This is a genomic window from Candidatus Dechloromonas phosphoritropha, assembly GCA_016722705.1.
Classification (GTDB): Bacteria; Pseudomonadota; Gammaproteobacteria; order Burkholderiales; family Rhodocyclaceae; genus Azonexus; species Azonexus phosphoritrophus.
The window spans coordinates 1672504-1696686 of record JADKGN010000004.1 but is presented as its reverse complement, the minus strand read 5'-3'; the positions used below and the strand labels follow the sequence as shown (position 1 = coordinate 1696686).

Genomic DNA, 24183 nt, shown 5'->3' with positions numbered 1-24183 from the left:
AATCAGGCATCACGCAGCCAGACGAAATTGCGAGGCGCCAGCGTCAATTCCTCGCCTTCGCAGTGCAAGGTTTCCTGGGTACTGATGTCCCATGCCGAGCCACGCACGAAGAAGCCTTGCCGCCGCAGCGGTTCCAGTGGCAGCGCCTGCGCGGTGCTGGAAAAATTTGCCGCAACCAGCACGCGCGGGCTGCTGCGCATCGGATCGAAACGCGAATATACGAACATATGCGGGTTGTCGATGGCGTGCAATTCACGATTATTGAGGTCGGCAAAAGCCGGAATCTCCTTGCGCAAGGCGATCAGGTGCCGTAGCGCAGAAAAAATCCGCTGCTCGACCGTCCCCGCAACCCGGCGTTGCTCAGCCTGCTTCCAGTCGAGTCGCGGGCGGTGCATCCAGCGGTTGTCCATGCTCTTGTCGCTTTCCTCGAGATAGGAACAGTCGTTGATCGTCCCTAGCGCATCACCGTAATAGAGCAGAGGGATGCCGCCGAAAGACAGGATCATCGCGTGTAGCTGAATGATGGTGCGGATCGAAAGGTCGATGGCCTCGGCATCGTTGGCCTCAAGCGCCACCTCGAGGCCGGCCAGCGATGCCAGCGCACCGGAAATACGGGCGTCACCGGTGCGCTTGTTGAAGGCAAAGGGCTGGCCTCGCGCCTTCGAGCCGGGAAATTTTCCGGTGTAGTACTCGACCAGAAACTTGCGATGGTCGCGCGGTTCGTAGCCGGCCAGGCGGATATCCTCGTCGGCGAAACCCCAGCCAATATCGTCGTGACAGCGCACATAGTTGAGCCAGGTCGCCCGCTCCAGCTTGTCGGGAATGCTGCGGATGCCGGCATTGAGCAGCACGGCTTTCTCGGTAGCCACCGCATCCCAGAGCAGGGCCATGAAGGTCGCGTTGTAGGCGATCTCGCACTCCTTGGCATTGATCGCATCTTCACCAAAATACTTGACGACTTCGGTCGGCGCAACGATGGCCTCGGCGATGAACAACACCCCGGGCGCCACAACCTGACAGCAATCCTTGAACAACTGGAGGATCAGGTGTGCCTCACGCTCGTTCTGGCAGACACTGCCCAGCCGTTTCCACAGGAAGGCAACCGCATCGAGTCGCAGCACGTCGGCACCCCGGTTGGCCCAATAGAAGATGATGTCCAGCATCTCGATGAACACTGCCGGGTTGCGGTAATTGAGGTCCCACTGGTAATTGTTGAAGACCGTCATGACCCACTTGCCCATCGCCTCGTCCCAGGTGAAGTTTCCGGGGGCCGTTTCGGGGAACACGTCGGGCATTGAAGCCTCGTACATGTCCGGCGTTTCGCGGTCGGGAAAAACGTAGTAATAGTTCTGGTAGGTCTCCTCACCGGTTTGGGCGCGGCGTGCCCATTCATGTTGATCCGAGGTGTGGTTGACCACCACGTCGAGCACCAGCAAAAGTTCGTGCTTGCGCATCCGCTCGCTGAGCCGGGTGAGATCGTCCAGTGTGCCGAGGCGCGGGTCGATCTCGCGAAAATCGCTCACCGCATAGCCGCCATCGCTGACGCCAACCGGGCATTTCATCAACGGCATGATGTGCACGAGGTTGACGCCCAGTTCTAGCAGATAATCGAGACGACTATTGACGCCCGGCAAGTTGCGGGCATAACCATTTGCATACAGCGCCATGCCTACCCAGCGCTGGTCGAGAAACCAGGTGTGTTGGCGCTCACGTTCCAGATCGATGGCCTTGAGGGCATCGGAGCGCCGGATGTAGGCATGCGCCATGGTCTCGACCAAGCGACTCATCTGCTGCCGGAAATCCGCACGCTCGCCGTAAAGCTGGCGGAACAGCGCATGAATGGCGTAGAAATTGGCGCCCAGACGCGTGTAAAAGCGCTGCAACGGCCGATTGCCGATCTCGTCCTTGAGATCGGTCAGGATCGCGTTGAGAAGTGAATGGGCCACCTGCTCATACATGTTCGCGACCCTTTCCGGCCTTGGCCTCGATTGCACTGCCAAATCCGTAATGGCCAATTCCTTCGAGGATTCCGCCGGCGCAACGGGCCGCCGCGAAATAAATCTGATGGCGACCGCGCAACGGCTCCAACTCCGGGCTGTGGTTGCTGACCACGATGCCGAGGGTGTCGCCAGTCAGCATCTCGGCATCGTTACCCGAATCGCCGGCTACCAGAATATGTTCGAGCGGCAGATCCCAGCGGTAGGCGAGGTGGCGCAGGGCATGCCCCTTGGAAGCCCGTGTCGGCAGTACGTCGATGAATTCGCCGTGCGAATAGATAACCTGTGCATGCAGACCCTGGCGCGCAATGCTCCGCCGAATCTCGGCAATGTCCGGCATGGACTGCGGGTTGGCGTAATAGCTCACCTTGAATTCGCGCTGGTTCTCGTCAGGTTGCGGCCAGACCCCAGGAAATACAGCCATGACGATGCGCAATTCCTCGCGCCGCCAGTGATGGCGGATGTGGGCCGCCCAGCGGGTATCGGGCACGGCTGCTGCACCGTAGTAAATTTCGCTGCCGACCGCTGTGATCAGGACATCGGGTACCGGCACCTTCCACTTTTTCAGAACGGCAAGAGCGCTCTCCAGCGAACGGCCGGTCGCAATGCCGAAGCCGATGCCGGGATGGTGGGACTTGAGCCAGGCGATCAGCGAACGCAGACCCTCGGTATCGCCGAGCAGGGTGTTGTCGATGTCGCTGACCAGCAGGTTTTTCATCAATGGCAGGTTGCTCCCACCGCCTGCCCTGAGGATCATCTGCTGTCGTCGGTTGGGCTTGCGATTACGATGCAGTACCCGCTGTACTTCTTTCAGATAGCGCCCGACATGACCCGACCAGCTGAAATGACGCTGGACGCCGGCCAGGCCGTTTGACGCCCACTTGGCCCAGCGTTTGCGATCGTCCAATGCGCCATGCAGTGCTACGGCAATGGCCTCCGACGACAATGTATCGACGATCAGGCCGTTGCGGCAATTGGCGACGATATCGCAAGGCCCGCCATCGTCGGGGGCGATGATCGGCAGGCCGCTGGCTGCCGCCTCGATCAGCGTCAGCCCGAACGGCTCGGTCAGCGCCGGATTGACGAACACGCCACGGCGCCGTGCCGCCAGCCGGAAGAGATCGGGAATTTCATCCTGCGGAATTTCCTTCGGTAACGCTATGCGGCCCCACAGGTCATAGAGATCGGTATCGAGCAACAGATCCTGCAGCACCTTGCGCTGCGCTTCGTCCATGCTGCGCATGTTGTCGCGGGCGCCGGCGACGATCGCCAGATTTGCCTTTTCCTGCAAGGCCTTGTCGCGGCCATAGGCAGCAAGCAAGCCGTTCAGGTTCTTGCGCAAATCGGGACGGGCGATGGCCAGGATCAGCGGCTTGAGCGGATCACTCAGAAAGCGGTCAATTTTCTGTACCAGCTGAACCGACAGGCGCCGGCGTCCCGGCGCGGAAAACCGCTTGGTATCGGTACCTGGCGGAATCACGACGAAATGCTGCCGTTCACAGTTGCGATAGAGTCCGTACTGCTCGTCAATTTCCTGCTGCGTGCTGGTGATGATGCAGGCCGCATGCGCCAGAACATCTTCCTCGGCATCGATGCGCGGTCCGAAATGGAAGCTGCGATCGATCGCCTCCGCGCGCCGGCCACTTGCCAGCAAGCGCGCCCGCTTGGGCCGGCCGAGGGAGTGCCCGGTATGGAATTGCGGGATTCCCAGCAGCAGAGACAACTGGCGCCCCACATAACCGGCATCGGCATAGTGGGAATGGATCAAATCCGGGAGTCGACCGCGCCGGCGAAGCAAATGCAGGCAACGATCAACCATCTGGTCGAGGTACGGCCACATCTGCTCCTTGCGCAGGTAGCGCGCCGGCCCGAACGGCAGGCGAACGATCGATACCTTGTCGGCAAGTAGCTCCTCCGGGCGCGCATAATCGGCAGCCACCTTCGGATCCTCAATCAGGCGCGTCAGCAGATCAACCCGCTCGACGCGCAAATCCTGTCCCAGCGCCCTCGTCAGTTCGAGCGCATAAGTGATCTGGCCGCCGGTATCGGCATCGCGACCGAGTTCAAGATCGTGGCCGCGGATCAATCCATGCACGCTGATCATCAGAATACTGAGTCCAGAGCTTTGGTTAGTTGTGTTCAAGTCGCCATCTCTCTCGGAATCGGCCATAAAACTGCAAACTTTCCGGCACCGGGCCGCGAATGCCGCAAATGGCGGCTGCAAAAGCCGCTGCCCGGTTCAGGGTCGACGGCATATCCCAGTGCAACAGATGTCCGAGAATGCAGATTGCGGAAAACGCATCACCCGCGCCCACGGCATCACCCTCAATGGTGTTGGCTGGAACCGCTGCCACACGCTGCACAAGCTCGCCGCAAAGGCACCAGGCCCCGCGTGCGCCGCATGTCACCACGATCATGTCTATGGCGAAACGTTGTGCCAGTTGCCGGGCAATCGCTTCTCCTTCCATCGCCGCGGGAAGACCAAGCAACGAACCAACGTAGCACAACTCTTCTTCGGAAAGCTTGACGATATTGGCCGCCGTCAGCGACTTTTCCACCACGTCAGCACTGATCCAGGGGGGGCGCAGGTTGAGATCGACGAAGCGGGTGGCCTCGCAGACTGCCAGCAGCGAATCCAACGCTGCCCGCGAAGCGCTGTTGCGCTGGGCGAGCGTACCGAAATAGATCAGCCGTGGTTGGACTTGCCCGCGCGACAGGTCATTGTGCAAAGTCGTGCCGTCAATGAAATCAAAAGCCTGATCCGGCACGATTTCGAAGCGATGCCCGTCTACCGTGGCAATCACATCGACATGACCGCTAGCGTGTTCCGGGTCACGTTGTACAAAGCCTGGATCGATCCCCGAGCGCGCCAGCGCCATCTGCAGAAAGTCACCTAGGCTATCGACACCAAGCCGTGAGACAAGCGCCACCGGAATGCCACAAGCCGCAAGATGACATCCGACACTGAATGGTGCTCCACCCGGCATCCGGCGATCCGGATAAACATCGGCCAGAACTTCGCCGAACAGTAGAATTTCTAATGCACGGCTCCTGGAACTTGGGGCACCAACCTCATGATTGTCTATCTGAGGGGTATACATGGAGTCATTATAGACCTGTTGCTTCAAACCCTCTCAAACCCGGAGGCAAGCAACAGACCCCGACACTTTGACGCAAGGTGTCTGCCGCGGGCGGCGAGTGCGCTAAACTAGCACCTTATCTTTGGAGACTGTTATGGCAGGCATCAAGTCCGACACCCCGATTCCAACCGACATCAGATTGCACAAGAATTCGCGCATCCTCGAGCTCTGCTACGAGGGCGGCGAGCGGTTCGAACTGGGCTGTGAGTTCCTGCGGGTATTCACTCCGTCGGCCGAGGCACGTGGCCATGGCCCCGGCCAGGAAGTTTTGCAGACCGGCAAGAGGCAAGTCGAAATCGAACGCATTGAGCCTGTCGGAACATACGCGGTGCGCCTTGTCTTTTCCGACGGCCACGACAGCGGCCTTTACTCCTGGGATCTCCTGCACAATCTCGGCCGACATCACGATGAACTTTGGCGGGAATACCTGAAGCAAATCGACGCCCAGGGTCTGTCGCGGGATATCGACACCAGTTCACGCCCTATTGGCGGTAGTTGCGGTCAACATCACTGAAACCATGAAAAGCGAAACCACCCACTTCGGCTACGAGACGGTCGAGGAACGCGAAAAGGCGCGGCGAGTCGCCGATGTCTTCGACTCGGTCGCGAGCCGCTACGACCTCATGAACGACCTGATGTCGGGCGGTATGCACCGGCTGTGGAAGGCCTTCACTATCCAGCGCAGCGGAGTTCGCGAAGGCTCGCGGGTGCTTGACGTCGCCGGCGGCACCGGTGACCTGGCGCTTGCCTTTGCCAAAAGCGCCGGCCAGAGCGGCCAGGTGTGGCTGACCGACATCAACAATGCCATGCTGGCCCGCGGTCGGGACCGACTGGCCGACAGAGGCTATATGCTTCCGACTGCGCAATGCGATGCGGAGAAGCTGCCTTTTCCCGACGTCTGGTTCGACTGCGTTGCAGTGGCCTTCGGACTGCGCAACATGACGCACAAGGATACCGCGCTGCGCGAGATGTACCGTGTCCTGAGACCAGGGGGCCGGCTTCTGGTGCTCGAATTTTCGCGCATGTGGAAGCCGCTGGCGCCGGCCTACGACTTCTATTCCTTTCATGTGATCCCGCGCGTCGGCAAGCTGGTCACCAACGACGCCGAAAGCTACCGCTACCTTTCCGAGTCGATCCGGGTCCATCCGGACCAGGGGGAACTCAAGCAGATGATGGAACAGGCAGGATTCGAAAAGGTCGAATATTTCAACATGGCGTTGGGTGTTGTCGCCCTGCACCGTGGCTTCAAGTTCTAGTCCGGAGTGCCGATGCGAAAGTTCTTGTTGATCGCCTGCGCGGGGGTTCTGGCCCTCGGCCTGTCAGGACAGGATGCCGAGGCGAAGCGTCTTGGCTACGGCGCAAGCGACCCGGCGCACCTGGATGGCTGCCACGGCTGGTTGGTCGCCGGCATCGGGCAATTGAACTGATGGCGGCTCTGGTCGATCTGCTGGTTCCTGTCCTGAACCATCTCCTCGCACGCGAGGACTGGGCGCGCCTGCGCCTTGGACCTTACGCCGGGCAGACGTTTCGTATCGAGGGTGGCCCCGCTCCGCTGCCGATGACGGTGACCGAGAGCGGATATCTGCGCCCGGCCAGCGCCGGGGAGTTGCCTTCGGTGACCATCGCCTTCCCTTCCGATGCGATTGTCGGTCTGCTATTCGATGCAGCGAGCATTCCGGCATCGGCAAGACTCAGCGGGGTGGCAAGTTTTGCCGAAACGCTTGCCTTTGTTTTCCGCAATCTGCGTTGGGACTATGAGGCCGACCTCGCCGGGCTATTCGGCGATATTCCCGCCCACAGGATCGCACGGTTGCTTGGCCAGGGGCTGGCCTGGCAGCGCTCGACGCTGCGGAGGCTGGGGAGTAACCTGGCCGAATTCGCAACTGAAGAATCTGCGCTGGTGACACGAGCGCCTGACCTGGCTCAGTTCTGCGGCGAGGTGGATCGCCTGCGCGACGATTTGGCCCGGCTTGAAAAAAGAATTTCCCGGCTGTCGTCCTGACAGAAGCTGGGCGAAAAAATAGAAAAGGCAGCCGAAGCTGCCCTTTTTCGTTGCTGCAATCGTTTAGTGAATCGACTTCCGCAGATGTTGGATTGCCCGCAACTGGGCAATAGCTTGAGCCAGTTCGGCTTCAGCGGAAGCGTAGTTCGTCTCGGACTGGCGATTGGCGAGAGCTTCTTCGGCATGCTTCTTGGCTTCAAGCGCCTTGGCTTCGTCGAGATCGCGCGCGCGGATAGCGGTGTCGGCCAATATGGTTACCATACCAGGCTGAACCTCCAGCATGCCACCGGACACGTAAACCAGCTCGAAATCGCTCTGCCCTTGCACCTTAAGACGAATGGTGCCCGGCTTGATGCGGGTGATCAACGGCGTGTGGTGTGGCAAGATACCCAGTTCGCCGGCTTCGCCGGGAAAAACTCCCAATTCGATCTCGCCGGAAAAGATCGACTCTTCGGCGCTGACGACGTCGCAATGTACGGAAATTGCCATGAATGACTCCTATGCTGGGGACGGCTTACTGTAGCGTCTTGGCCTTTTCGATGACTTCCTCGATACCGCCGACCATGTAGAACGCCTGCTCCGGTAGATGATCGTAGTCGCCAGCACAAATACCCTTGAAACCCTTGATCGTGTCCTTGAGCGGGACGTACTTGCCCGGGGAACCGGTGAAGACTTCAGCGACGTGGAAGGGCTGCGACAGGAAACGCTGAATCTTGCGCGCGCGGGACACCGAGAGCTTGTCTTCCGGAGACAGCTCGTCCATACCCAGAATGGCGATGATGTCGCGCAGTTCCTTGTATTTCTGAAGCGTCATCTGCACGGCACGGGCGACCTCGTAATGCTCTTCACCGACGACCAGCGGATCAAGCTGGCGGGAAGTCGAGTCGAGCGGGTCGACGGCCGGGTAGATGCCCAGTGAAGCGATATCACGCGACAGCACGACCGTCGAGTCGAGGTGACCGAAGGTGGTAGCCGGGGATGGATCGGTCAGGTCATCGGCAGGCACGTAGACGGCCTGGATGGAGGTGATCGAGCCAACCTTGGTCGAGGTAATGCGCTCCTGCAGACGGCCCATTTCCTCGGCCAGCGTCGGCTGATAGCCGACGGCGGAAGGCATGCGACCCAGCAGCGCAGACACTTCGGTACCAGCCAGCGTGAAGCGGTAGATGTTGTCGATGAACAGCAGGATGTCACGGCCATCGTCGCGGAAACGCTCGGCCATCGTCAGACCGGTCAGCGCGACACGCAGACGGTTGCCCGGGGGCTCGTTCATCTGACCGAACACCATCGCCACCTTGTCGAGCACGTTGGAGTCCTTCATCTCGTGGTAGAAGTCGTTGCCCTCGCGGGTACGCTCACCGACGCCGGCAAACACGGACAAGCCGGCGTGCTGTTTGGCGATGTTGTTGATCAGCTCCATCATGTTGACCGTCTTGCCGACGCCGGCGCCACCGAACAGTCCAACCTTGCCGCCCTTGGCGAATGGGCAGATCAGGTCGATAACCTTGATGCCGGTTTCGAGCAGGTCAATCGAGGAGGTCAATTCGTCAAACTTCGGCGCCAATGCATGAATCGGGCGCAATTCGTTGCCTTCGATCGGACCGGCTTCGTCGATCGGGCGACCAAGCACATCCATGATGCGGCCGAGCGTACCCGGACCAACTGGGACCGAAATCGCGGCGCCGGAGTTGTTGACCTTCATGCCGCGACGCAGGCCGTCGGAAGAACCCATGGCGATGGTGCGGACAACGCCATCACCCAGTTGCTGCTGAACCTCGAAGGTCAGGCCAACTTCGGCCATGTCATTGGCTTCGGCGGCATCCAGCCTGAGCGCGTCGTAAATCCTGGGCATCGCGTCGCGCGGGAAGTGGATGTCCACAACGGCGCCGATGCACTGAACGATGGAACCTTGACTCATATTCAAATCCCCAATAGTTAATAGCTTTGCGTTTGCGTCAGACGGCGGCGGCGCCGCCCACGATTTCCGACAGTTCCTTGGTAATCGCGGCCTGACGGGTCTTGTTATAGACCATCTTCAATTCACCGATAACCGTCTTGGCGTTGTCTGAAGCGGACTTCATGGCAACCATCCGGGCGGACTGCTCGGAGGCCATGTTTTCAGCTACTGCCTGATAAATCAGGGCTTCAACATAACGGATCAGCAGATCGTCGATGACGGCTTTGGAGTCCGGTTCGTACACATAATCCCACTTGAACTTGCCCGAGCCGACAGCCTCGCCAGACAGTGGGAGCAACTGCTCGAATACCGGCTCCTGCTTCATCGTGTTGATGAAGCGCGTATAGCCGATATACAGCGCGTCGATCTCGCCCTTCAGGTAGGCATCGAGTTGCACCTTGACCGGTCCGATCAGCTTCTCGAGGTGTGGCGTATCGCCGATACCCGTAATGTGAGAAACGACCTTGCCACCCATGCGCTGCATGAACCCCAAACCCCTGTTGCCGATACAGGTCACCTGATACTTCTTGCCCTGAGCATCGAAGTCCTTCATATGGCCTATGACCAGACGCAGGAGGTTGGAGTTGAGACCGCCGCACAGACCCTTGTCGGAAGTGACCATGATCAGGCCGGCGGTGCGCACCGGGTCGCGCTTGATCAGGAACGGGTGCTTGTACTCGCTGAGGGCATGGGACAGGTTTGCTGCAATGCGCCGGATCTTCTCGCCGTAGGGCCGGGCAGCCCGCATCCGGTCCTGCGCCTTGCGCATTTTGGATGCGGCCACCATTTCCATGGCCTTGGTGATCTTGCACGTGTTTTCGACGCTCTTGATCTTGGTGCGTATTTCCTTGCCGCTAGCCATGGCTTTCTCCTAAATCAGGCCCAGCTGCTCTTGAAAGCGGCGATGCCGGCGGCAAGCTGCTTCTCGGATTCACCATCGAGATCAGCGGTGGACTCCATCTTCTTCATGAGGTCCGCGCAGTGAGTCTTCAGGTACCCGATCATTCCCTTCTCGCACTCCAAGGCCCGCTTGACTTCAACATCGTCGAAGTAACCCTTGTCCGCAGCATAAAGCGTGACGGCCATTTCGGAGATGCTCATCGGCGAATACTGGTACTGTTTCATCAGTTCGGTCACCAGACGACCGCGCTCCAACTGCTTGCGGGTCGCTTCGTCGAGGTCGGAAGCAAACTGCGCAAAGGCAGCCAGTTCCCGGAACTGCGCCAGCGCGAGACGGACGCCGCCACCGAGCTTCTTGATCAGCTTGGTCTGGGCAGCCCCACCAACGCGCGACACCGAAATTCCGGCGTTGATCGCGGGACGGATACCGGCGTTGAAGAGGTCGGTTTCAAGGAAGATCTGGCCGTCAGTGATCGAGATCACGTTGGTCGGGACGAAGGCGGACACGTCACCAGCCTGCGTTTCGATCACCGGCAGAGCGGTCAGCGAGCCAGTCTTGCCCTTGATTTCGCCATTGCTGAGCTTCTCGACCCAGGCTTCGGAAACGCGGGCAGCGCGCTCCAGCAGGCGGGAGTGGAGATAGAACACATCACCCGGGTAGGCTTCGCGGCCCGGCGGACGGCGTAGCAGCAGGGAAACCTGACGGTAACCCCAAGCCTGCTTGGTCAGATCGTCATAGATGATCAGCGCATCCTGACCACGGTCGCGGAAATACTCGCCCATCGTGCACCCGGAGTATGGCGCGATGTATTGCAGCGCAGCAGATTCGGAAGCCGAGGCGGCGACAACGATGGTGTATCCCATCGCGCCATGCTCTTCGAGTTTGCGCACGACGTTGGCGATCGTCGAAGCCTTCTGCCCGATGGCGACATAAACGCAGAACAGGTCCTTGCCCTTCTGGTTGATGATCGTATCGACGGCAACGGCGGTCTTACCGGTCTGGCGGTCACCGATGATCAACTCGCGCTGGCCGCGGCCGATGGGCACCATGGCGTCTACGCACTTAAGCCCGGTCTGCACCGGCTGCGAAACCGACTTGCGCCAGATCACGCCCGGCGCGACCTTCTCGATCTTGTCGGTCAGCTTGGCGTTGATCGGGCCCTTACCATCGATCGGCTGGCCCAGGGAGTTGACCACACGGCCAAGCAGTTCGGGGCCGACGGGGACTTCCAGAATGCGACCCGTCGTCTTGACGATATCGCCTTCGGAGATGTGCTCGTACTCACCAAGAACCACGGAACCGACGGAATCACGCTCGAGGTTGAGCGCCATGCCGAAGGTGTTGCCGGGAAACTCCAGCATTTCACCCTGCATGGCATCCTGCAGGCCGTGAATGCGGCAGATACCGTCGGTGACGGAAACTACCGTGCCCTGCGTGCGCACTTCCGATGCGCCTTGCAGATTCTGGATCTTGCTCTTGATCAGTTCAGAAATTTCGGAAGGATTCAACTGCATGAATTTCTCCTAGTTGTTCAGTGCCGTAGCCATGGCGTCGAGCTTGCCGCGGACAGACGCATCCAGCATCTGGTCGCCGACGATTACCTTGATGCCACCAATCAGTTCGGGATCAACTGAAACCGAAGTCTCGAGTCTCGACTTGAATACTGCCTCGAGTTGGGGAACAAGAGCCTTGACCTGGGAAGCGTCGATCGGGAAGGCCGAGACGATCTCGGCCTGCTTTGTACCTTCTTCAGCCCGCTTGTAGCTTTCGAACAACGTTCCGATCTCGGGCAGCAGGCCAAGCCGGTCATTGTCGGAAAGCAACTGGATAAAATTGGAAAGCTCCGCGTCTACCGCCTTGCCGCAGGCAGCCCGGAACAGGTCGACCAGTTGCTGGGCCGCCACATTGGGATCGCCGATGGCCGTGCGGACCTCGGGATTGGCAGCTACCTCGCCGAGCAGCGAAACTTGCCCGGACCACTTGGCCAGATTGCCGCTTTCCTTGGCCGCTCGAAACAGGGCTTCGGCGTAGGGGCGGGCGATAGTGACGGATTCGGCCATCTGCTTACAGGTCCTGTTTCAGGGCGGCCAGCATGCCGGCATGCACGGACGCGTTGACTTCCTTACGCAGGATCTTTTCGGCACCGGCAACCGCCAGTTCGGCGACGCGCTCACGCAACTGCTGCTTGGCACGTTCGACTTCCTGGTCGATCTCCGCCTTGGCACCGGCAACGACCTTGTCGGCTTCAACCTTGGCATGGCCCTTGGCTTCGTCGACGATCTGCTGCGCACGCTTTTCGGCTTGCACCACGATTTCCGCGGATTTCTCCTTGGCTTGGCGCAGCACATCGGAGGAACGCTTGGCGGCAAGGTCTTGCTCGTGCTTGCCACGTTCGGCCGCTGCCAAGCCTTCGGCGATCTGTGCTTGACGATTTGCCATCGCCTTTTGCAACGGTGGCCAGACGTACTTCATCGTGATCCAGATGAAGACCGCAAACCAGATTGCCTGGCCAATCAGTGTCGCGTTGATATTCACGCTAACCTCCTGGTATTAATGGTTAAAGGCGCGCGGATGATTACTTGACCAGAGCGATGAACGGATTGGCGAAGAGCATGAACAGGGCAATACCGACACCGATCATGGGCACCGCATCAAGCAAACCGGCAACGATGAACATCTTGACCTGCAGCGTCGGGATCATTTCCGGCTGACGGGCAGCACCTTCCAGGAAACGGCCGCCGAGGATACCAAAGCCAATGGCGGTGCCCAGAGCACCGCCGGCGATCAGAATGGCCACGGCAATGGCGGTGTTGGAGAGAACGGTTGCGAGTTCCATGTTTGCTCCTCAGTAAGGTTGAATGTTGCGATTGAAGTCAAAAACTACGGGAAACTGCCAAAAAAACTTAGTGCGATTCCGCAGCCATGGACATGTACACGATGGTCAGCATCATGAACACGAAGGCTTGCAGGGTGATGATCAGGATATGGAACAGAGCCCAGGGCAAGGCCAGGGGAAGCTGCCAGATGCCGAGCAGGGCTATCAGGATGAAGACCATTTCGCCGGCATACATGTTGCCGAAAAGTCGCAGGGCCAGCGAAATCGGCTTGGCGATGTCTTCGACGACCCGGAATATTAAATTGATCGGTGCCAGTTTTAAGCCGAACGGTGCCGAAAATACTTCGTGCAGGAAGCCGCCGATGCCCTTCACCTTCAGATTCATCCAGATCATGATGCAGAAGACCGTGATCGACATCGCGAAGGTTAGGTTGGGGTCGGTGGTCGGCACGAACTTAAAGTAATGGATACCAAAAGCGCTGGCCAGCACCGGCAGGAAGTCGACCGGAATCAGGTCCATGGCGTTCATGACGAACACCCAGATGAAAATGGTAATGGCGAGAGGGGTAACCAGCGCGCTCTTGCCGTGGAAGGTGTCCTTGACCTGCTGATCGACCATACCGACGACCATCTCGATGAAATTCTGCAGACCGCCGGGCACGCCGGAAGTGGCCTTGCTCGCGACCTTGGCCATCATGCCGAAGATGAGCAAGCCGAGAAAACCTGAGACAAGAAGGGTGTCGAGATGGAAGGACCAGAACCCGTGGCAGTGACCCGAGGCATCCCTGGCGGCGTCGGAACAGACGACCAGGTTGGTCAGGTGGTGTTGAATGTATTCTGTTGTGGTCAGTGTGCCGCCATCAGCGCTCATGATTTCTCCAGTCAGCCTAGCGTTGCTTCAAGAGTGCCACCCAGAAGATGACAAAGGTTGATGCATAGCCAAGGAAGAGCGGCAAGGCCGAGACTCCCTTGTACCCCCAAAAAACCAGCGCAAATCCGGCGAAGGTCAGTGCGAACTTCAAGCCCTCCCCGGCCGACTGCGCCCGATACGCCCTGAGCGGGTCATCCCCTGTCGACACCCGCATCGACCGCAGGACATAGCCTGCGTTGGCGATGATGCCGATTGATCCCCCGATCAGAATCGAGACTGCCGCATTGCTACCGACCGATGCCCAGGTGATAACACCCAAGATTACCGTCAGCGCCGCTTGTCGGCTGAGTATCCAGCTCACATGCGAGTGCACGACAGGCCCCGACTGAAAACTCGCTCATTGTAATCAAGCGTTATAGATGAGTCAAATGCTGCGTCGCACAAAAGCATTATTTCTCGGCATTGGCGACGCCTTCCGGATTTCGCCATCGCTCACCCGCGCAGACGCGAAATCAGGCCGTCCAACTGGTCGAGACTGCCGAACTCAATGGTGACCTTGCCCGCGCCTTTCCTGTTGGAATGGATCGCGACACTTGCCCCCAAGCCGTCGGATAGTTCCTCCTGCAAACGCAGAAGATCGCGGTCGACAGCTTTTTCTGGTGCTTTCCGCGGCGGGTTCAGGAGGTGCTGCACCAGCCGCTCGGCCTCGCGCACCGAAAGCCCCTTGTGCACGATGCGCTGGGCCAGCGCGACCTGCTGCGCCCCGGCCAGCGGCAGGAGTGCCCGGGCGTGGCCCATGTCCAGCTTGCTCGACATCAGCATATCCTGGACCGCTGCGGTCAACTGCAACAGGCGGAGTAAATTGGTCGCGGCGGGGCGTGAACGGCCGACTGCATCGGCAGCTTGCTGGTGAGTCAGGCCGAATTCGTCGATCAACCGTTGCAGCCCTTGCGCTTCCTCGAGCGGGTTGAGGTTTTCGCGCTGGATGTTCTCGATCAACGCCATCGCCAGCGCCTGCTCATCCGGAATGTTGCGGATCAGTGCCGGGACCTCTCCCAGACCGGCGAGTTGCGCGGCACGCCAGCGCCGCTCGCCGGCGACGATCTCGTAGCGCTCGGCGCCCGGCGTGCTGTCGACGGCACGCACGAGAATCGGCTGCATGATGCCCTGGGCCTTGATCGACGCCGCCAGTTCTCCCAGCGAAGCTTCATCCATCTGCGTCCGCGGCTGATACTTGCCGGGGCGCAGGCGGTCGACCGGCAGGTTCCGCTGTTCGTCTCCATGCGGCCTGTCGCTGCCCGAGAGCAACGCATCGAGACCGCGGCCGAGTCCTTTCATCTTCATCATGAGGCGACCCTTTCGAGAATTTCCCTGGCGAGCGCGCTGTACGCCTGCGCGCCCTTCGAGCTTTTGTCAAAGGCGATGACCGGCTTGCCGTAGGAGGGCGCCTCGGCGAGCCGGACATTGCGCGGCACGATGGTGCGGTAGACCTTGTTGCCGAAATGGCGCTCCAGTTCGCCGGAAACCTGCCGGGTCAAGGTGCTCTGCGCGTTGTACATGGTACGCAGCAGGCCCTCGATTTCGAGCCGAGAATTGAGATGGGTCCGTACCTTGCGCAGGGTCTCGACGAGATCGGAGAGCCCTTCCAGCGCGTAATACTCGCACTGCATCGGGATTAGAACGCAGTCGGAAGCAACCAGGCCGTTGACCGTCAGCATGTTGAGCGCCGGCGGACAATCGATCAGGATAAAGTCATAACTGGCGTGGCCGGCAAGGAGCGCATTCTTCAGGCGGTATTCGCGCTCCTTGAGACCGATCAGCTCGACTTCGGCTCCGGCAAGTTCGCGATTGGCGGGAATGATGTCGAATGCAAAGTCGGTCCTGATGCTGACCTCGCTCAGCTTGGCGGTGCCGAGCAGCATCTGATAGACGGTGGACAGGGCTTTCTGCTTGGTGATTCCGGCGCCGGTCGTGGCATTGCCCTGCGGATCGAGATCGATCAGCAGGACGCGCTTACCTTCGACGGCTAGCGATGCGGCCAGATTGACCGCCGTCGTCGTCTTGCCGACACCGCCCTTCTGATTGGTAATGGCGACTATTTTCATGACCCGGCTTTCAAAATGATCAAATGTCGTTCAGCATCCAGCCCCGGTACGGAAAGCGGGATGATCGCTTCAACCTCGCTGTCGGCCGGCAGCGCCTTGAGTTCGTCATCGGGCCGTGCCCCCTTCATCGCCAGCCAGCGCCCTCCCGGCGCCATAAGGTGGCAGGTTACGCCAACAAAGCGCGCCAGTTCAGCAAAGGCGCGCGAACTGATCTGGGCGTATTGTCCCCGCATTTCCTCGACCCGGGCATGGTGAACCGCAACATTCTTCAATTCAAGCTCGATCGCGGCCTGCCGCAGGAAGGCGGTTTTCTTTTGCACCGTATCGACCAGCGTGACCGACAGATCGGGACGGGCAATCGCCAGTGGAATACCGGGGAGACCGCCACCACTGCCGACATCGAGCAGGGGGCCGGCGCCGACGTGTGGCAGGATCGCCAGCGCATCGAGCAGGTGATGCGAAATGGCCTGTCGCGGGTCGCGCAGGGCGGTCAGGTTGTAGGTCTTGTTCCACTTGAGCAGCAGGTCGCGGAAGGCGAGCAGTTGCTGCTGCACGGTGTCGGGCAGGGCGAGTCCAAGGGTGGTCAGGCCGGCCGCCAGCGTCATCGTGCTCATGCCGCCCGCGCAAGGCTCAAGCGCTTCAGGTGAATCAGCAGCAACGAGATGGCGGCCGGGGTAATGCCCTGGATTCGCGAGGCCTGGCCGATGGTCTGCGGCCGATGCTGGGCAAGCTTCTGCCTTACCTCGTTGGAGATGCCGGCGACGGCCCCATAATCGAGGCCGGTCGGCAGCGCCATGGTCTCGTAGGCGCCGGAACGAGCGACTTCCTCGGCCTGGCGGTCAATGTAGCCCTGATACTTGGCGGAAATTTCCAGTTGCTCGACGACGGTCTCGTCGATTTCCGGCAACTCCTGCGGTCGACCGTCGATTTCGAGCGAAATCACGTTGCAGTAGGAAATTTCCGGCCGGCGCAGCAACTCGAACAAACTGTATTCATGCTCGATGGCCTTGCCCAGCACGCGCACTGCTTCTTCGGCCGACAGGATTTTCGGATTGACCCAGGTCGATTTCAGGCGCTCCTGCTCGGCAGCGATGGCGTCGCGCTTGCGGCTGAAAGCGGTCCAACGCACATCGTCGACCAGACCAAGTTCGCGGCCCTGTTCGGTCAGGCGCAGGTCGGCATTGTCTTCGCGCAGGCTCAGGCGATACTCGGCGCGGCTGGTGAACATCCGGTAAGGGTCGGAAACGCCGCGCGTGATCAGGTCGTCGACCAGCACCCCGAGGTAGGCCTCGTTGCGTCTCGGGCACCAGCCAGGCTCGCCCTTGAAGTAACGCACCGCATTGATGCCGGCCAGCAGGCCTTGGGCGGCGGCTTCCTCGTAACCGGTCGTACCGTTGATCTGGCCAGCGAAAAAGAGGCCGGCGATGGACTTGGTTTCCAGCGTGTCTTTGAGGGCGCGCGGATCGTAGAAATCGTATTCAATGGCGTAGCCGGGGCGCAGGATGTGGCAATTTTCGAGGCCGCGGATCGAGCGGATCAAGGCTAGTTGGATATCGAAAGGCAGGCTGGTGGACACGCCGTTCGGGTAGATCTCGTGCGTCGTCAGGCCTTCCGGTTCGAGGAAGAGGTTGTGCTGGTTCTTGTCGGCGAAGCGGTGGATCTTGTCTTCGATCGACGGGCAGTAGCGCGGGCCGACGCCTTCGATGACCCCGGTGTACATCGGCGAGCGATCAAGCCCGCTGCGGATGATGTCGTGCGTTTTCTCGTTGGTTTCGGTAATCCAGCACGGCAACTGGCGCGGATGCTGGGCGGCGTTGCCGAGGAACGAGAAGATCGGTAGCGGATCGTCTGAATGCTGCTCTTCCATCACCGAGAAATCGATAGTCTTGCCGTCCAGGCGCGGCGGCGTGCCGGTCTTCAGGCGGCCCTGCGGCAGATTAAGTTCCCTGAGCCGGGCAGCCAGCGACACCGAAGGCGGATCACCCATGCGCCCGCCGGTGTAGTTTTCCAGCCCGACGTGGATTTTGCCGTTGAGGAAGGTGCCGGCGGTCAGCACCACCGCTTCGGCCATGAAACGGATGCCGAGTTGGGTCACGGCGCCACAGACCTTGTCGCCTTCAACGATCAGGTCATCGCAGGCTTCGGCAAAAATGGTTAAATTGGGCTGATTTTCCAGTCGACCGCGGATCGCCTGTTTGTACAGCACGCGGTCGGCTTGGGCGCGCGTGGCGCGCACTGCCGGGCCTTTCGAGGCATTCAGGATGCGGAACTGGATGCCCGCCTCGTCGGTCGCCGCCGCCATCGCCCCGCCCAGCGCGTCAACCTCGCGTACCAGATGCCCCTTGCCGATGCCGCCAATCGACGGATTGCAGCTCATCGCCCCCAGCGTATCGAGGTTGTGCGTCAGCAGCAGCGTATTCGCTCCGGCCCGCGCTGCGGCAAGCGCGGCTTCGGTGCCGGCGTGGCCGCCGCCGACGACGATGACATCGAAACGGGTGGGATAGAGCATGGATACAGGAGGATTGCGGCACAGTAACGGGTGGCGGATTTTACGTCAGAGTGCTGAAAAATAACAGGTTTTCACCTGCCTTCTGCGACCTGTTCCAGGAAAGGCCGAGGCGCCCCGCAACAATCGGTAACAACTTGCCCGGTACCGCCATTCATCCGATCCGGCGCACGCACGTTATTTTAAAGAGCGGCAATCTCTGCCTGCAACCGCTATCGACGGAGTTGATGATGCTTTCCATTATTCGCCATGTCTTCGCACTGATCACCATGATCGCCCTCCTGGCACCCGCGCACGCAGCGATCGACCCCCCGGCCCGTGTCGGTCGCCTGTCCGAGGTCGAGGGCAACGTGACATTCCGCACCAATCAACAGGACGCTGGCGGCCCGGCCCTGGTCAACTGGCCGGTCAGCAGCGGCGCCATCGTTGACACCGAGCAAGGCGCCAGGGCGGAGATCTGGATCGGCTCGACCGCCTTCCGGCTCAGCGACGACAGCGAAGCGGAATTCGCCGCCGTCGACGACCGCGGCGTAAGCCTCCTGCTGCATGGTGGCACGCTGGCCGTCACAATTCACGATCGCGATCAAGCCGACGATCTCGCGGTCACGACGCCTGCGGGGCAGGTTCGGTTTTCCGGGATGGGGCGCTATCGCTTCGAGGTAGCACCTGACCGAACCATCATTGCTGCCCAGTCGGGCTCGGCCGAGATTTACGCCAACGAGCGCCCGGTCACCCTGCGTGCTGGCGAGATGGTCACCATCGACGATCGTGGCGTACTCACCATCGAAGCTGCCCGCTACGGCGACGATTTCGATGCCTGGGTTTCGGCCCGCGACAACCGCGAGAAATCCACACTGGCACGGCGCAACGTGTCGCCCTACATGACCGGCTATGAGGATCTCGACAACCACGGTGACTGGAGCACGGCAGCCGATTACGGCTCGATTTGGTATCCCAGGGCCGTCGCCGCCGACTGGGCACCCTACCGCGATGGCCGCTGGGCCTGGGTCGCACCATGGGGGTGGACCTGGGTCGACGCCGCCCCCTGGGGGTTTGCACCCTTCCACTACGGGCGCTGGGTTCAGGTTCGCGGGCGCTGGGGCTGGGCTCCGGGCACCTATGTCGCGCGCCCGGTCTACGCGCCGGCGCTGGTTGGCTGGGTCGGCAACCCGGGCTGGAGCGCCGGCTTCAGGTCCGGCTCGGCACCGGCGGTCGGCTGGTTCCCGCTGGCTCCGCGTGAAGTCTATGTGCCGGCCTACCGCACTAGTCCGAACTACATCCGCCAGCTCAATGTCACGCACGTCAAGAATGCCGCCGACGTCGATCGCGCGCTGCGGCCCGACTACCGGCCGGACTACGCGTACCACCGACAGCCGCATGCCGTCACCGTCGTGCCGACGAGCACATTCCGCGACGGCAGGCCGATCGACCGGGCTGCCATTCGACCACGTGACCGCCAGGAACTCGGGCAGGCTCCGACGGCCGCGCATGCGCCCGACAGCGGGTGGCTCACACCCGGCCCCGGGGCGTCGCGCACTGCCCGCCAGTCGGAGCGGACGCCGCAACCGGCTGTGCTGGCGCCTCAGGCTGCCCCGGACACGCGGCGAGAGGTAGTACGGCAGCCGTTCCGCATGGGCCCGGACGATAGCCGCAACCTGGAGAACCGCAGCCGCTTTCCTGTTCCGGAGGAGCGTCAGCCGGGCAGGGCGGTGCCGAGCCCGTCAGTGATTCCGGAAGCGCCCCGGGTGGAACAGCGCACCCGCCAGACGCCAGCGATACCCTCTTTGTCACCCGCTCCGGAGCCGTCGCGTCTGGCACCACCATCAATGCGCGATATGCCACACCCCGGCGTCACTGCCCAGGAACCACGGCGTGACAGACTTCGTGAGCAACAGTTACAAGAGCGCCCGGCAGTGCCAATGCCACGCGAGCCTGTCCAGTCGATGCGCATGCCGCCAACTTCCGCTCCGATGCGCGAGATGCCGCGTTCGGCTCCCGCGCCACGCGAACCTCGGCGCGAACCGCCGCCACACGAACGGCCGCCGGCACCGATGGTGCGCGAGGCGCCAAGGCCCATGCCTGCACAGCCAGCCACGATGCGCGAAATGTCGCGACCAGAGGCACGACCGGCGGGACATGGCGATCGGGGAGGCAATCCCGGCCACAACAACCGCCGGGAGGAAAGGGGCATGCAGTAGCCCGACCGCACCGCGCCTCCGCTCCCCGACTGGGGATTCAGCCCTTCTTGTGCCCGAGGCCGAGGTAACTCTCGATGACGCGCGGGTCGGCCGCCAGCTCGCCGCTCGGACCGGCCAGCGATACCTCGCCGGTTTCCAGGACATAGCCGTAATCGGCTATGTGCAAGGCGGCGCGGGCGTTCTGTTCGATCAACAGGATGGCGACACCCGTCTGCCTGAGTTCGGCGATGATGCGGAAAATTTCCTTGATGATCAGCGGGGCCAGCCCGAGGCTCGGTTCATCGAGCATCAGCAGCCGGGGCTTGGCCATCAGCGCACGGCCCATCGCCAGCATCTGGCGCTCGCCTCCGGAAAGCGTGCCGGCAAGCTGGACACGGCGTTCCTCGAGGCGCGGGAAGAGTTCGAACACCTCGTCCATGGTTTCCATGTGGTCGCGGTGACCAGTTCGGTAGCGGTCGAAGGCGCCGAGAACCAGGTTGTCCTCGACGCTCATCTCGGCAAACAGCTCGCGCTTTTCCGGAACCAGCGTCATCCCGTGGCGCACCAGGTCTTCGACCTCCCGCTCGCGACCTTGCGCATGGCCCATATAGACGATGCTGCCGACGGCCGGCAGCAGCCCCATCAATGCCAGCAGCAGCGTCGTCTTGCCGGCACCGTTGGGGCCGATGACGGTAACGATCTCGCCGCGGCCGATGGTCAGGCTGATATCGTGCACGGCCTCGATCTTGCTGTACGAGACCGACAGGTTCTTCTCTTCGAGGATGATTTCGTGCTCGTGCAGGTGGGGATGCCTGGTGACCATCAGTCCACTCCCCCGAGGTAGGCTTCGAGAACTTTCGGGTCGCGCTGGATTTCTTCCGGCCGGCCCTCGGCGATCTTCTCGCCGAACTCCATGACAACGACGCGATCGGCAAGCCCCATGACGAAATCCATGTCGTGCTCGACGAGCAGAATGCCCATGCCTTCGGCGCGCAGTTTGCGCAGCAGTTCGGCGAGCGCCTTTTTTTCCATGTAGCGCAGACCGGCTGCCGGCTCGTCGAGGAGCAGCAGGCAGGGGTCGGAAGCCAGCGCCCGTGCTATTTCAACGATACGCTGCTGACCAAACGACAGGCTGCCGGCGGGATCGAACATGCGCTCGCCAAGGCCGACCCGCTCGATCTGGCGAACCGCCTCGGCGATCAGCCGATGCTCTTCGCCACGATCAAGGCGCAGCGCCGCGGCGATGAAGCCATTGCGGCCACGCAGGTGAGCGCCGATGGCAACATTTTCCAATACCGACATCTGGCCGAGCAGGCGGACGTGTTGAAAGGTGCGGCTCATGCCGCGGCGGGCGATCTCGCGCGCCGCCAGCGCCTCCGTCGACTCGCCGAGGAAGGCGATCTTGCCCGCGGTTGCCGGATTGGCTGCGGAAATGCAGTTGAACATCGCGCTCTTGCCGGCACCATTCGGACCGATCAGCGCCATGACCTCGCCAGCCTTCACAGTCAGCGCCATGTTGTTATTGGCGACCAGGCCGCCAAAACGCTTGGTCACCTCGCTCGCATCGAGAAGCAGGACGCCCGGTGCGGTCGACTCGCGTTTGGGGAGCATTTCCGCCTGCACAATTTCACGGCGCAGGGTACGCACCGGCAGCAGGCGCATGATCAGCGGCCACATCCCGGCGCGCGCTTTTTGCAGGATCAGGATTATGGCGATGCCAAAAACGATGATCTCGAAATTACCGCTCTGGCCAAAAATCTGCGGCAGCCAGTCCTGCAGCCACTGCTTGAGGATGGTGATCAGGCCCGCCCCGAGAACGGCTCCCCAGACGTGGCCGATGCCGCCGACGACTGCCATGAACAGGTATTCGATACCCTGCGTCAGCGAGAACGGGGTCGGATTCACGAAGCGTTGCAGATGGGCGTAGAGCCAGCCTGAACCGCTCGCCAGCAGCGCGGCCAGCAGAAAGATCTTGATCTTGGTGCGCTGGGTATCGACACCCATCGCCTCGGCCATCACGATGCCTCCCGGGAGCGCCCTGATCGCCCGACCTTCGCGCGAATCGAGCAGGTTCCGGATGGCGACGATGGCAAACAGCAGGACGATCCAGATCAGGTAGTAGAACTCGCGCCCCGACTTCAGCTCCCATCCGAACAGCGCCACTGGCGGAATGCCGGTGATCCCCGTGTGGCCGCCGAGGAAATCGACGTTGCCAAACAGAAAGTACAGGCTGATGCCCCAGGCGATGGTGCCCAACGGCAGGTAATGGCCGCCCGTGCGCAGCGTGATAAAGCCGAGGAAAAACGCCACGGCACCGGTGATGGCAAATCCGATGAACAGGGTGATCCACGGCGAAAAGCAGTGCGTCGTCGTCAGCCATGCCGTCGTGTAGGCGCCGAGACCGACGAAAGCCGCCTGCCCGAAGGAGGTGAGGCCGCCGACGCCGGTCAGCAACACCAATCCAACCGCGACGATGGCATAGAGTCCGATGTAGTTGAGCAGGGTGACCGAGAATTCGGGCAGGACTTGGGGAGCAAGCAGCAACAGGCCAGCGAAGGCGGCAAACGGCAGATAGCGGCGCCAGCGGCTGGCAATCCGCGCGTGCCCGGGATCGGCGCTGACAATGTCGGTGTGCTCATCATCGTCCTCGGCGTGGTGCGCGGTCAGCGAGCGCCACAGCAGCACCGGGATGATCAGCGTGAACACGATCACTTCCTTGAAGGCGCTGGCGTAGAACGAAGAATAGGATTCGAGCAGGCCGACCAGCAAGGCACCGAGAGCGGCGACCGGATACGAGGCGAGGCCGCCGATAATGGCGCCGACGAAACCCTTGAGGCCGATCAGGAAACCGGAATCGTAGTAGATGGTCGTGATCGGTGCGATCAGGATGCCCGAGAAGGCGCCGATCGCTGCCGCGAAGGTGAAGCACAGCTTGCCGGCCAGTGCCGCTGGAATCCCCATCAGGCGGGCCCCCGTGCGGTTCATCGCGGTGGCGCGCAGCGCCTTGCCGTAGATGGTGCGCTCGAAGAAGAAATAAAGTCCGATGATCAGAAGGGCCGAGGCGACGACAACCAGAATGGTCTGCCCCTGCAAGGGCGCGTCAGCCAGTTCGAAGTTGATGTCGGTAAATGCCGGCGTCCGCGAGCCCTCGGCACCGAAGAAAAGCAGCCCGAGGCCGATCAGCGTCAGGTGCACGGCCACCGAGACGATCAGCAGGACAAGCACCGAAGCGCTCGCCACCGGCTGGTAGGCCAGGCGATAGATCATCGGACCCAGCGGCACGACCAGCAGCATCGCCATCACGACCTGCGCCGACAGCGGCAGCTGCGTCGCCGGCACGACGAACAGGCCACCGGCAAAGACCAGCGGAATTCCGATGTTGTAGATCAGCAGCGGTGGCAACTTGCGGAAGCGCCCCTCGCGCAGGAGACGGATGCCATCTAAGACAGCTATCGCCGTCCCGAGCACCAGCAACAGCCAGATCGTGCCCGGCACCTTGCCCGCCAGCAGCGAAGCAAGGGTCAGCGCGCCGTAGGCGACGAACTCCCCCTGCGGAATAAAGATGGCGCGGGTGACCGCGAACACCAGCACCAGCACCAGCGCCAGCAGGGCATAGATGGCGCCGTTGGTGATGCCATCCTAGCCAAGGAGAAGGAAGATCTGCAGATCCATGGATCAGCGAATCCGGCTG

22 protein-coding genes and 1 pseudogene are annotated in these 24183 nt (G+C 61.3%); 5 read left to right on the top strand and 18 right to left on the bottom strand.

Features of this window, described 5'->3' with window-relative positions; all coding sequences use genetic code 11:
- Positions 1-2: 2 nt before the first annotated feature.
- From IPP03_14055 to IPP03_14045, 3 genes are read right to left on the bottom strand one after another with little or no spacing between them, the layout of a single operon-like run.
- On the bottom strand, positions 3-1958 hold the full coding sequence (locus tag IPP03_14055; GenBank protein ID MBL0353712.1) for a DUF3459 domain-containing protein: 1956 nt from the start codon (positions 1956-1958) through the stop codon (positions 3-5).
- On the bottom strand, positions 1951-4167 hold the full coding sequence (locus tag IPP03_14050; protein MBL0353711.1) for an HAD-IIB family hydrolase: 2217 nt from the start codon (positions 4165-4167) through the stop codon (positions 1951-1953). The genes IPP03_14055 and IPP03_14050 overlap by 8 nt, the downstream gene beginning before the upstream one ends.
- Positions 4127-5125: a carbohydrate kinase gene (locus IPP03_14045; GenBank protein ID MBL0353710.1), complete on the bottom strand. Its 999-nt coding sequence runs from the start codon at positions 5123-5125 to the stop codon at positions 4127-4129. Before IPP03_14045 ends, IPP03_14050 begins: the two co-directional genes overlap by 41 nt.
- Before the next feature lie 106 nt (positions 5126-5231).
- On the opposite strand from IPP03_14045, the gene IPP03_14040 reads away from it, so the two are divergent.
- Genes IPP03_14040 through IPP03_14025 form a run of 4 tightly spaced genes read left to right on the top strand, consistent with a single transcriptional unit; the run spans position 5232 to position 7139 of the window.
- Positions 5232-5651, top strand: coding sequence for a DUF971 domain-containing protein (locus tag IPP03_14040; GenBank protein ID MBL0353709.1), 420 nt, complete (start codon positions 5232-5234; stop codon positions 5649-5651).
- 4 nt (positions 5652-5655) lie between these two features.
- Complete coding sequence (gene ubiE / locus IPP03_14035) at positions 5656-6393, top strand: bifunctional demethylmenaquinone methyltransferase/2-methoxy-6-polyprenyl-1,4-benzoquinol methylase UbiE (protein ID MBL0353708.1); 738 nt, start codon at positions 5656-5658, stop codon at positions 6391-6393.
- A 12-nt stretch (positions 6394-6405) separates the two neighbouring features.
- Entirely contained in the window at positions 6406-6564 is a 159-nt protein-coding gene (locus IPP03_14030; protein MBL0353707.1) for a hypothetical protein, read from the top strand.
- Positions 6564-7139: a hypothetical protein gene (locus tag IPP03_14025; GenBank protein MBL0353706.1), complete on the top strand. Its 576-nt coding sequence runs from the start codon at positions 6564-6566 to the stop codon at positions 7137-7139. The genes IPP03_14030 and IPP03_14025 overlap by 1 nt, the downstream gene beginning before the upstream one ends.
- A gap of 63 nt (positions 7140-7202) precedes the next feature.
- Here IPP03_14025 and IPP03_14020 read toward each other — a convergent pair whose 3' ends face one another.
- The 13 genes from IPP03_14020 to mnmG form a co-directional block, all read right to left on the bottom strand.
- Positions 7203-7628, bottom strand: coding sequence for a F0F1 ATP synthase subunit epsilon (locus IPP03_14020; protein ID MBL0353705.1), 426 nt, complete (start codon positions 7626-7628; stop codon positions 7203-7205).
- Positions 7629-7653: 25 nt separating this feature from the next.
- On the bottom strand, positions 7654-9057 hold the full coding sequence (atpD, locus tag IPP03_14015) for a F0F1 ATP synthase subunit beta (protein ID MBL0353704.1): 1404 nt from the start codon (positions 9055-9057) through the stop codon (positions 7654-7656).
- Positions 9058-9094: 37 nt separating this feature from the next.
- A complete protein-coding gene (gene atpG / locus IPP03_14010) occupies positions 9095-9958 on the bottom strand; it encodes a F0F1 ATP synthase subunit gamma (GenBank protein MBL0353703.1) in 864 nt (287 codons plus the stop codon).
- A gap of 14 nt (positions 9959-9972) precedes the next feature.
- Positions 9973-11511, bottom strand: a complete 1539-nt coding sequence (locus IPP03_14005) for a F0F1 ATP synthase subunit alpha (GenBank protein ID MBL0353702.1) — start codon at positions 11509-11511, stop codon at positions 9973-9975.
- A gap of 9 nt (positions 11512-11520) precedes the next feature.
- The gene (locus IPP03_14000) at positions 11521-12057 is read right to left on the bottom strand and encodes a F0F1 ATP synthase subunit delta (GenBank protein ID MBL0353701.1); all 537 of its coding nucleotides are present in this window, start codon (positions 12055-12057) and stop codon (positions 11521-11523) included.
- Between the two features lie 4 nt (positions 12058-12061).
- Positions 12062-12532, bottom strand: coding sequence for a F0F1 ATP synthase subunit B (locus IPP03_13995; protein ID MBL0353700.1), 471 nt, complete (start codon positions 12530-12532; stop codon positions 12062-12064).
- Between the two features lie 40 nt (positions 12533-12572).
- Positions 12573-12833 (bottom strand): F0F1 ATP synthase subunit C, encoded by a 261-nt coding sequence (gene atpE, locus IPP03_13990; GenBank protein ID MBL0353699.1) that lies wholly within the window; start codon positions 12831-12833, stop codon positions 12573-12575.
- A gap of 67 nt (positions 12834-12900) precedes the next feature.
- Entirely contained in the window at positions 12901-13704 is an 804-nt protein-coding gene (atpB, locus tag IPP03_13985) for a F0F1 ATP synthase subunit A (GenBank protein MBL0353698.1), read from the bottom strand.
- Between the two features lie 16 nt (positions 13705-13720).
- Positions 13721-14077, bottom strand: a complete 357-nt coding sequence (locus tag IPP03_13980; GenBank protein ID MBL0353697.1) for an ATP synthase subunit I — start codon at positions 14075-14077, stop codon at positions 13721-13723.
- A 119-nt stretch (positions 14078-14196) separates the two neighbouring features.
- Complete coding sequence (locus tag IPP03_13975) at positions 14197-15051, bottom strand: ParB/RepB/Spo0J family partition protein (GenBank protein ID MBL0353696.1); 855 nt, start codon at positions 15049-15051, stop codon at positions 14197-14199.
- Positions 15048-15809, bottom strand: coding sequence for a ParA family protein (locus IPP03_13970; protein MBL0353695.1), 762 nt, complete (start codon positions 15807-15809; stop codon positions 15048-15050). The genes IPP03_13975 and IPP03_13970 overlap by 4 nt, the downstream gene beginning before the upstream one ends.
- Positions 15806-16423: a 16S rRNA (guanine(527)-N(7))-methyltransferase RsmG gene (rsmG, locus tag IPP03_13965; protein MBL0353694.1), complete on the bottom strand. Its 618-nt coding sequence runs from the start codon at positions 16421-16423 to the stop codon at positions 15806-15808. Before rsmG ends, IPP03_13970 begins: the two co-directional genes overlap by 4 nt.
- Positions 16420-18318, bottom strand: coding sequence for a tRNA uridine-5-carboxymethylaminomethyl(34) synthesis enzyme MnmG (gene mnmG, locus IPP03_13960; GenBank protein ID MBL0353693.1), 1899 nt, complete (start codon positions 18316-18318; stop codon positions 16420-16422). Before mnmG ends, rsmG begins: the two co-directional genes overlap by 4 nt.
- 227 nt (positions 18319-18545) lie before the next feature.
- On the opposite strand from mnmG, the gene IPP03_13955 reads away from it, so the two are divergent.
- A complete protein-coding gene (locus tag IPP03_13955; GenBank protein MBL0353692.1) occupies positions 18546-20513 on the top strand; it encodes a hypothetical protein in 1968 nt (655 codons plus the stop codon).
- 37 nt (positions 20514-20550) lie between these two features.
- Here the strand turns inward: IPP03_13955 and IPP03_13950 are convergent, their stop codons facing one another.
- Entirely contained in the window at positions 20551-21315 is a 765-nt protein-coding gene (locus IPP03_13950) for an ABC transporter ATP-binding protein (GenBank protein ID MBL0353691.1), read from the bottom strand.
- Positions 21315-24164, bottom strand: a pseudogene (locus tag IPP03_13945) (ATP-binding cassette domain-containing protein). Before IPP03_13945 ends, IPP03_13950 begins: the two are co-directional and overlap by 1 nt.
- Between the last annotated feature and the right edge of the window lie 19 nt (positions 24165-24183).

Excerpts from the sequence above, each read along its gene's own strand:
- IPP03_13970 (MBL0353695.1), bottom strand. The coding sequence starts at position 15,809 with ATGAAAATAGTCGCCATTACCAATCAGAAGGGCGGTGTCGGCAAGACG.
- IPP03_14025 (MBL0353706.1), top strand. The coding sequence starts at position 6,564 with ATGGCGGCTCTGGTCGATCTGCTGGTTCCTGTCCTGAACCATCTCCTC.
- IPP03_14050 (MBL0353711.1), bottom strand. The coding sequence starts at position 4,167 with ATGGCCGATTCCGAGAGAGATGGCGACTTGAACACAACTAACCAAAGC.
- atpE (MBL0353699.1), bottom strand. The coding sequence starts at position 12,833 with ATGGAACTCGCAACCGTTCTCTCCAACACCGCCATTGCCGTGGCCATT.
- IPP03_14055 (MBL0353712.1), bottom strand. The coding sequence starts at position 1,958 with ATGTATGAGCAGGTGGCCCATTCACTTCTCAACGCGATCCTGACCGAT.
- atpD (MBL0353704.1), bottom strand. The coding sequence starts at position 9,057 with ATGAGTCAAGGTTCCATCGTTCAGTGCATCGGCGCCGTTGTGGACATC.
- IPP03_13975 (MBL0353696.1), bottom strand. The coding sequence starts at position 15,051 with ATGATGAAGATGAAAGGACTCGGCCGCGGTCTCGATGCGTTGCTCTCG.
- atpG (MBL0353703.1), bottom strand. The coding sequence starts at position 9,958 with ATGGCTAGCGGCAAGGAAATACGCACCAAGATCAAGAGCGTCGAAAAC.
- IPP03_14020 (MBL0353705.1), bottom strand. The coding sequence starts at position 7,628 with ATGGCAATTTCCGTACATTGCGACGTCGTCAGCGCCGAAGAGTCGATC.
- mnmG (MBL0353693.1), bottom strand. The coding sequence starts at position 18,318 with ATGCTCTATCCCACCCGTTTCGATGTCATCGTCGTCGGCGGCGGCCAC.
- rsmG (MBL0353694.1), bottom strand. The coding sequence starts at position 16,423 with ATGAGCACGATGACGCTGGCGGCCGGCCTGACCACCCTTGGACTCGCC.
- IPP03_14005 (MBL0353702.1), bottom strand. The coding sequence starts at position 11,511 with ATGCAGTTGAATCCTTCCGAAATTTCTGAACTGATCAAGAGCAAGATC.
- ubiE (MBL0353708.1), top strand. The coding sequence starts at position 5,656 with ATGAAAAGCGAAACCACCCACTTCGGCTACGAGACGGTCGAGGAACGC.
- IPP03_14040 (MBL0353709.1), top strand. The coding sequence starts at position 5,232 with ATGGCAGGCATCAAGTCCGACACCCCGATTCCAACCGACATCAGATTG.
- IPP03_13955 (MBL0353692.1), top strand. The coding sequence starts at position 18,546 with ATGCTTTCCATTATTCGCCATGTCTTCGCACTGATCACCATGATCGCC.
- atpB (MBL0353698.1), bottom strand. The coding sequence starts at position 13,704 with ATGAGCGCTGATGGCGGCACACTGACCACAACAGAATACATTCAACAC.
- IPP03_14000 (MBL0353701.1), bottom strand. The coding sequence starts at position 12,057 with ATGGCCGAATCCGTCACTATCGCCCGCCCCTACGCCGAAGCCCTGTTT.
- IPP03_13950 (MBL0353691.1), bottom strand. The coding sequence starts at position 21,315 with ATGGTCACCAGGCATCCCCACCTGCACGAGCACGAAATCATCCTCGAA.
- IPP03_14030 (MBL0353707.1), top strand. The coding sequence starts at position 6,406 with ATGCGAAAGTTCTTGTTGATCGCCTGCGCGGGGGTTCTGGCCCTCGGC.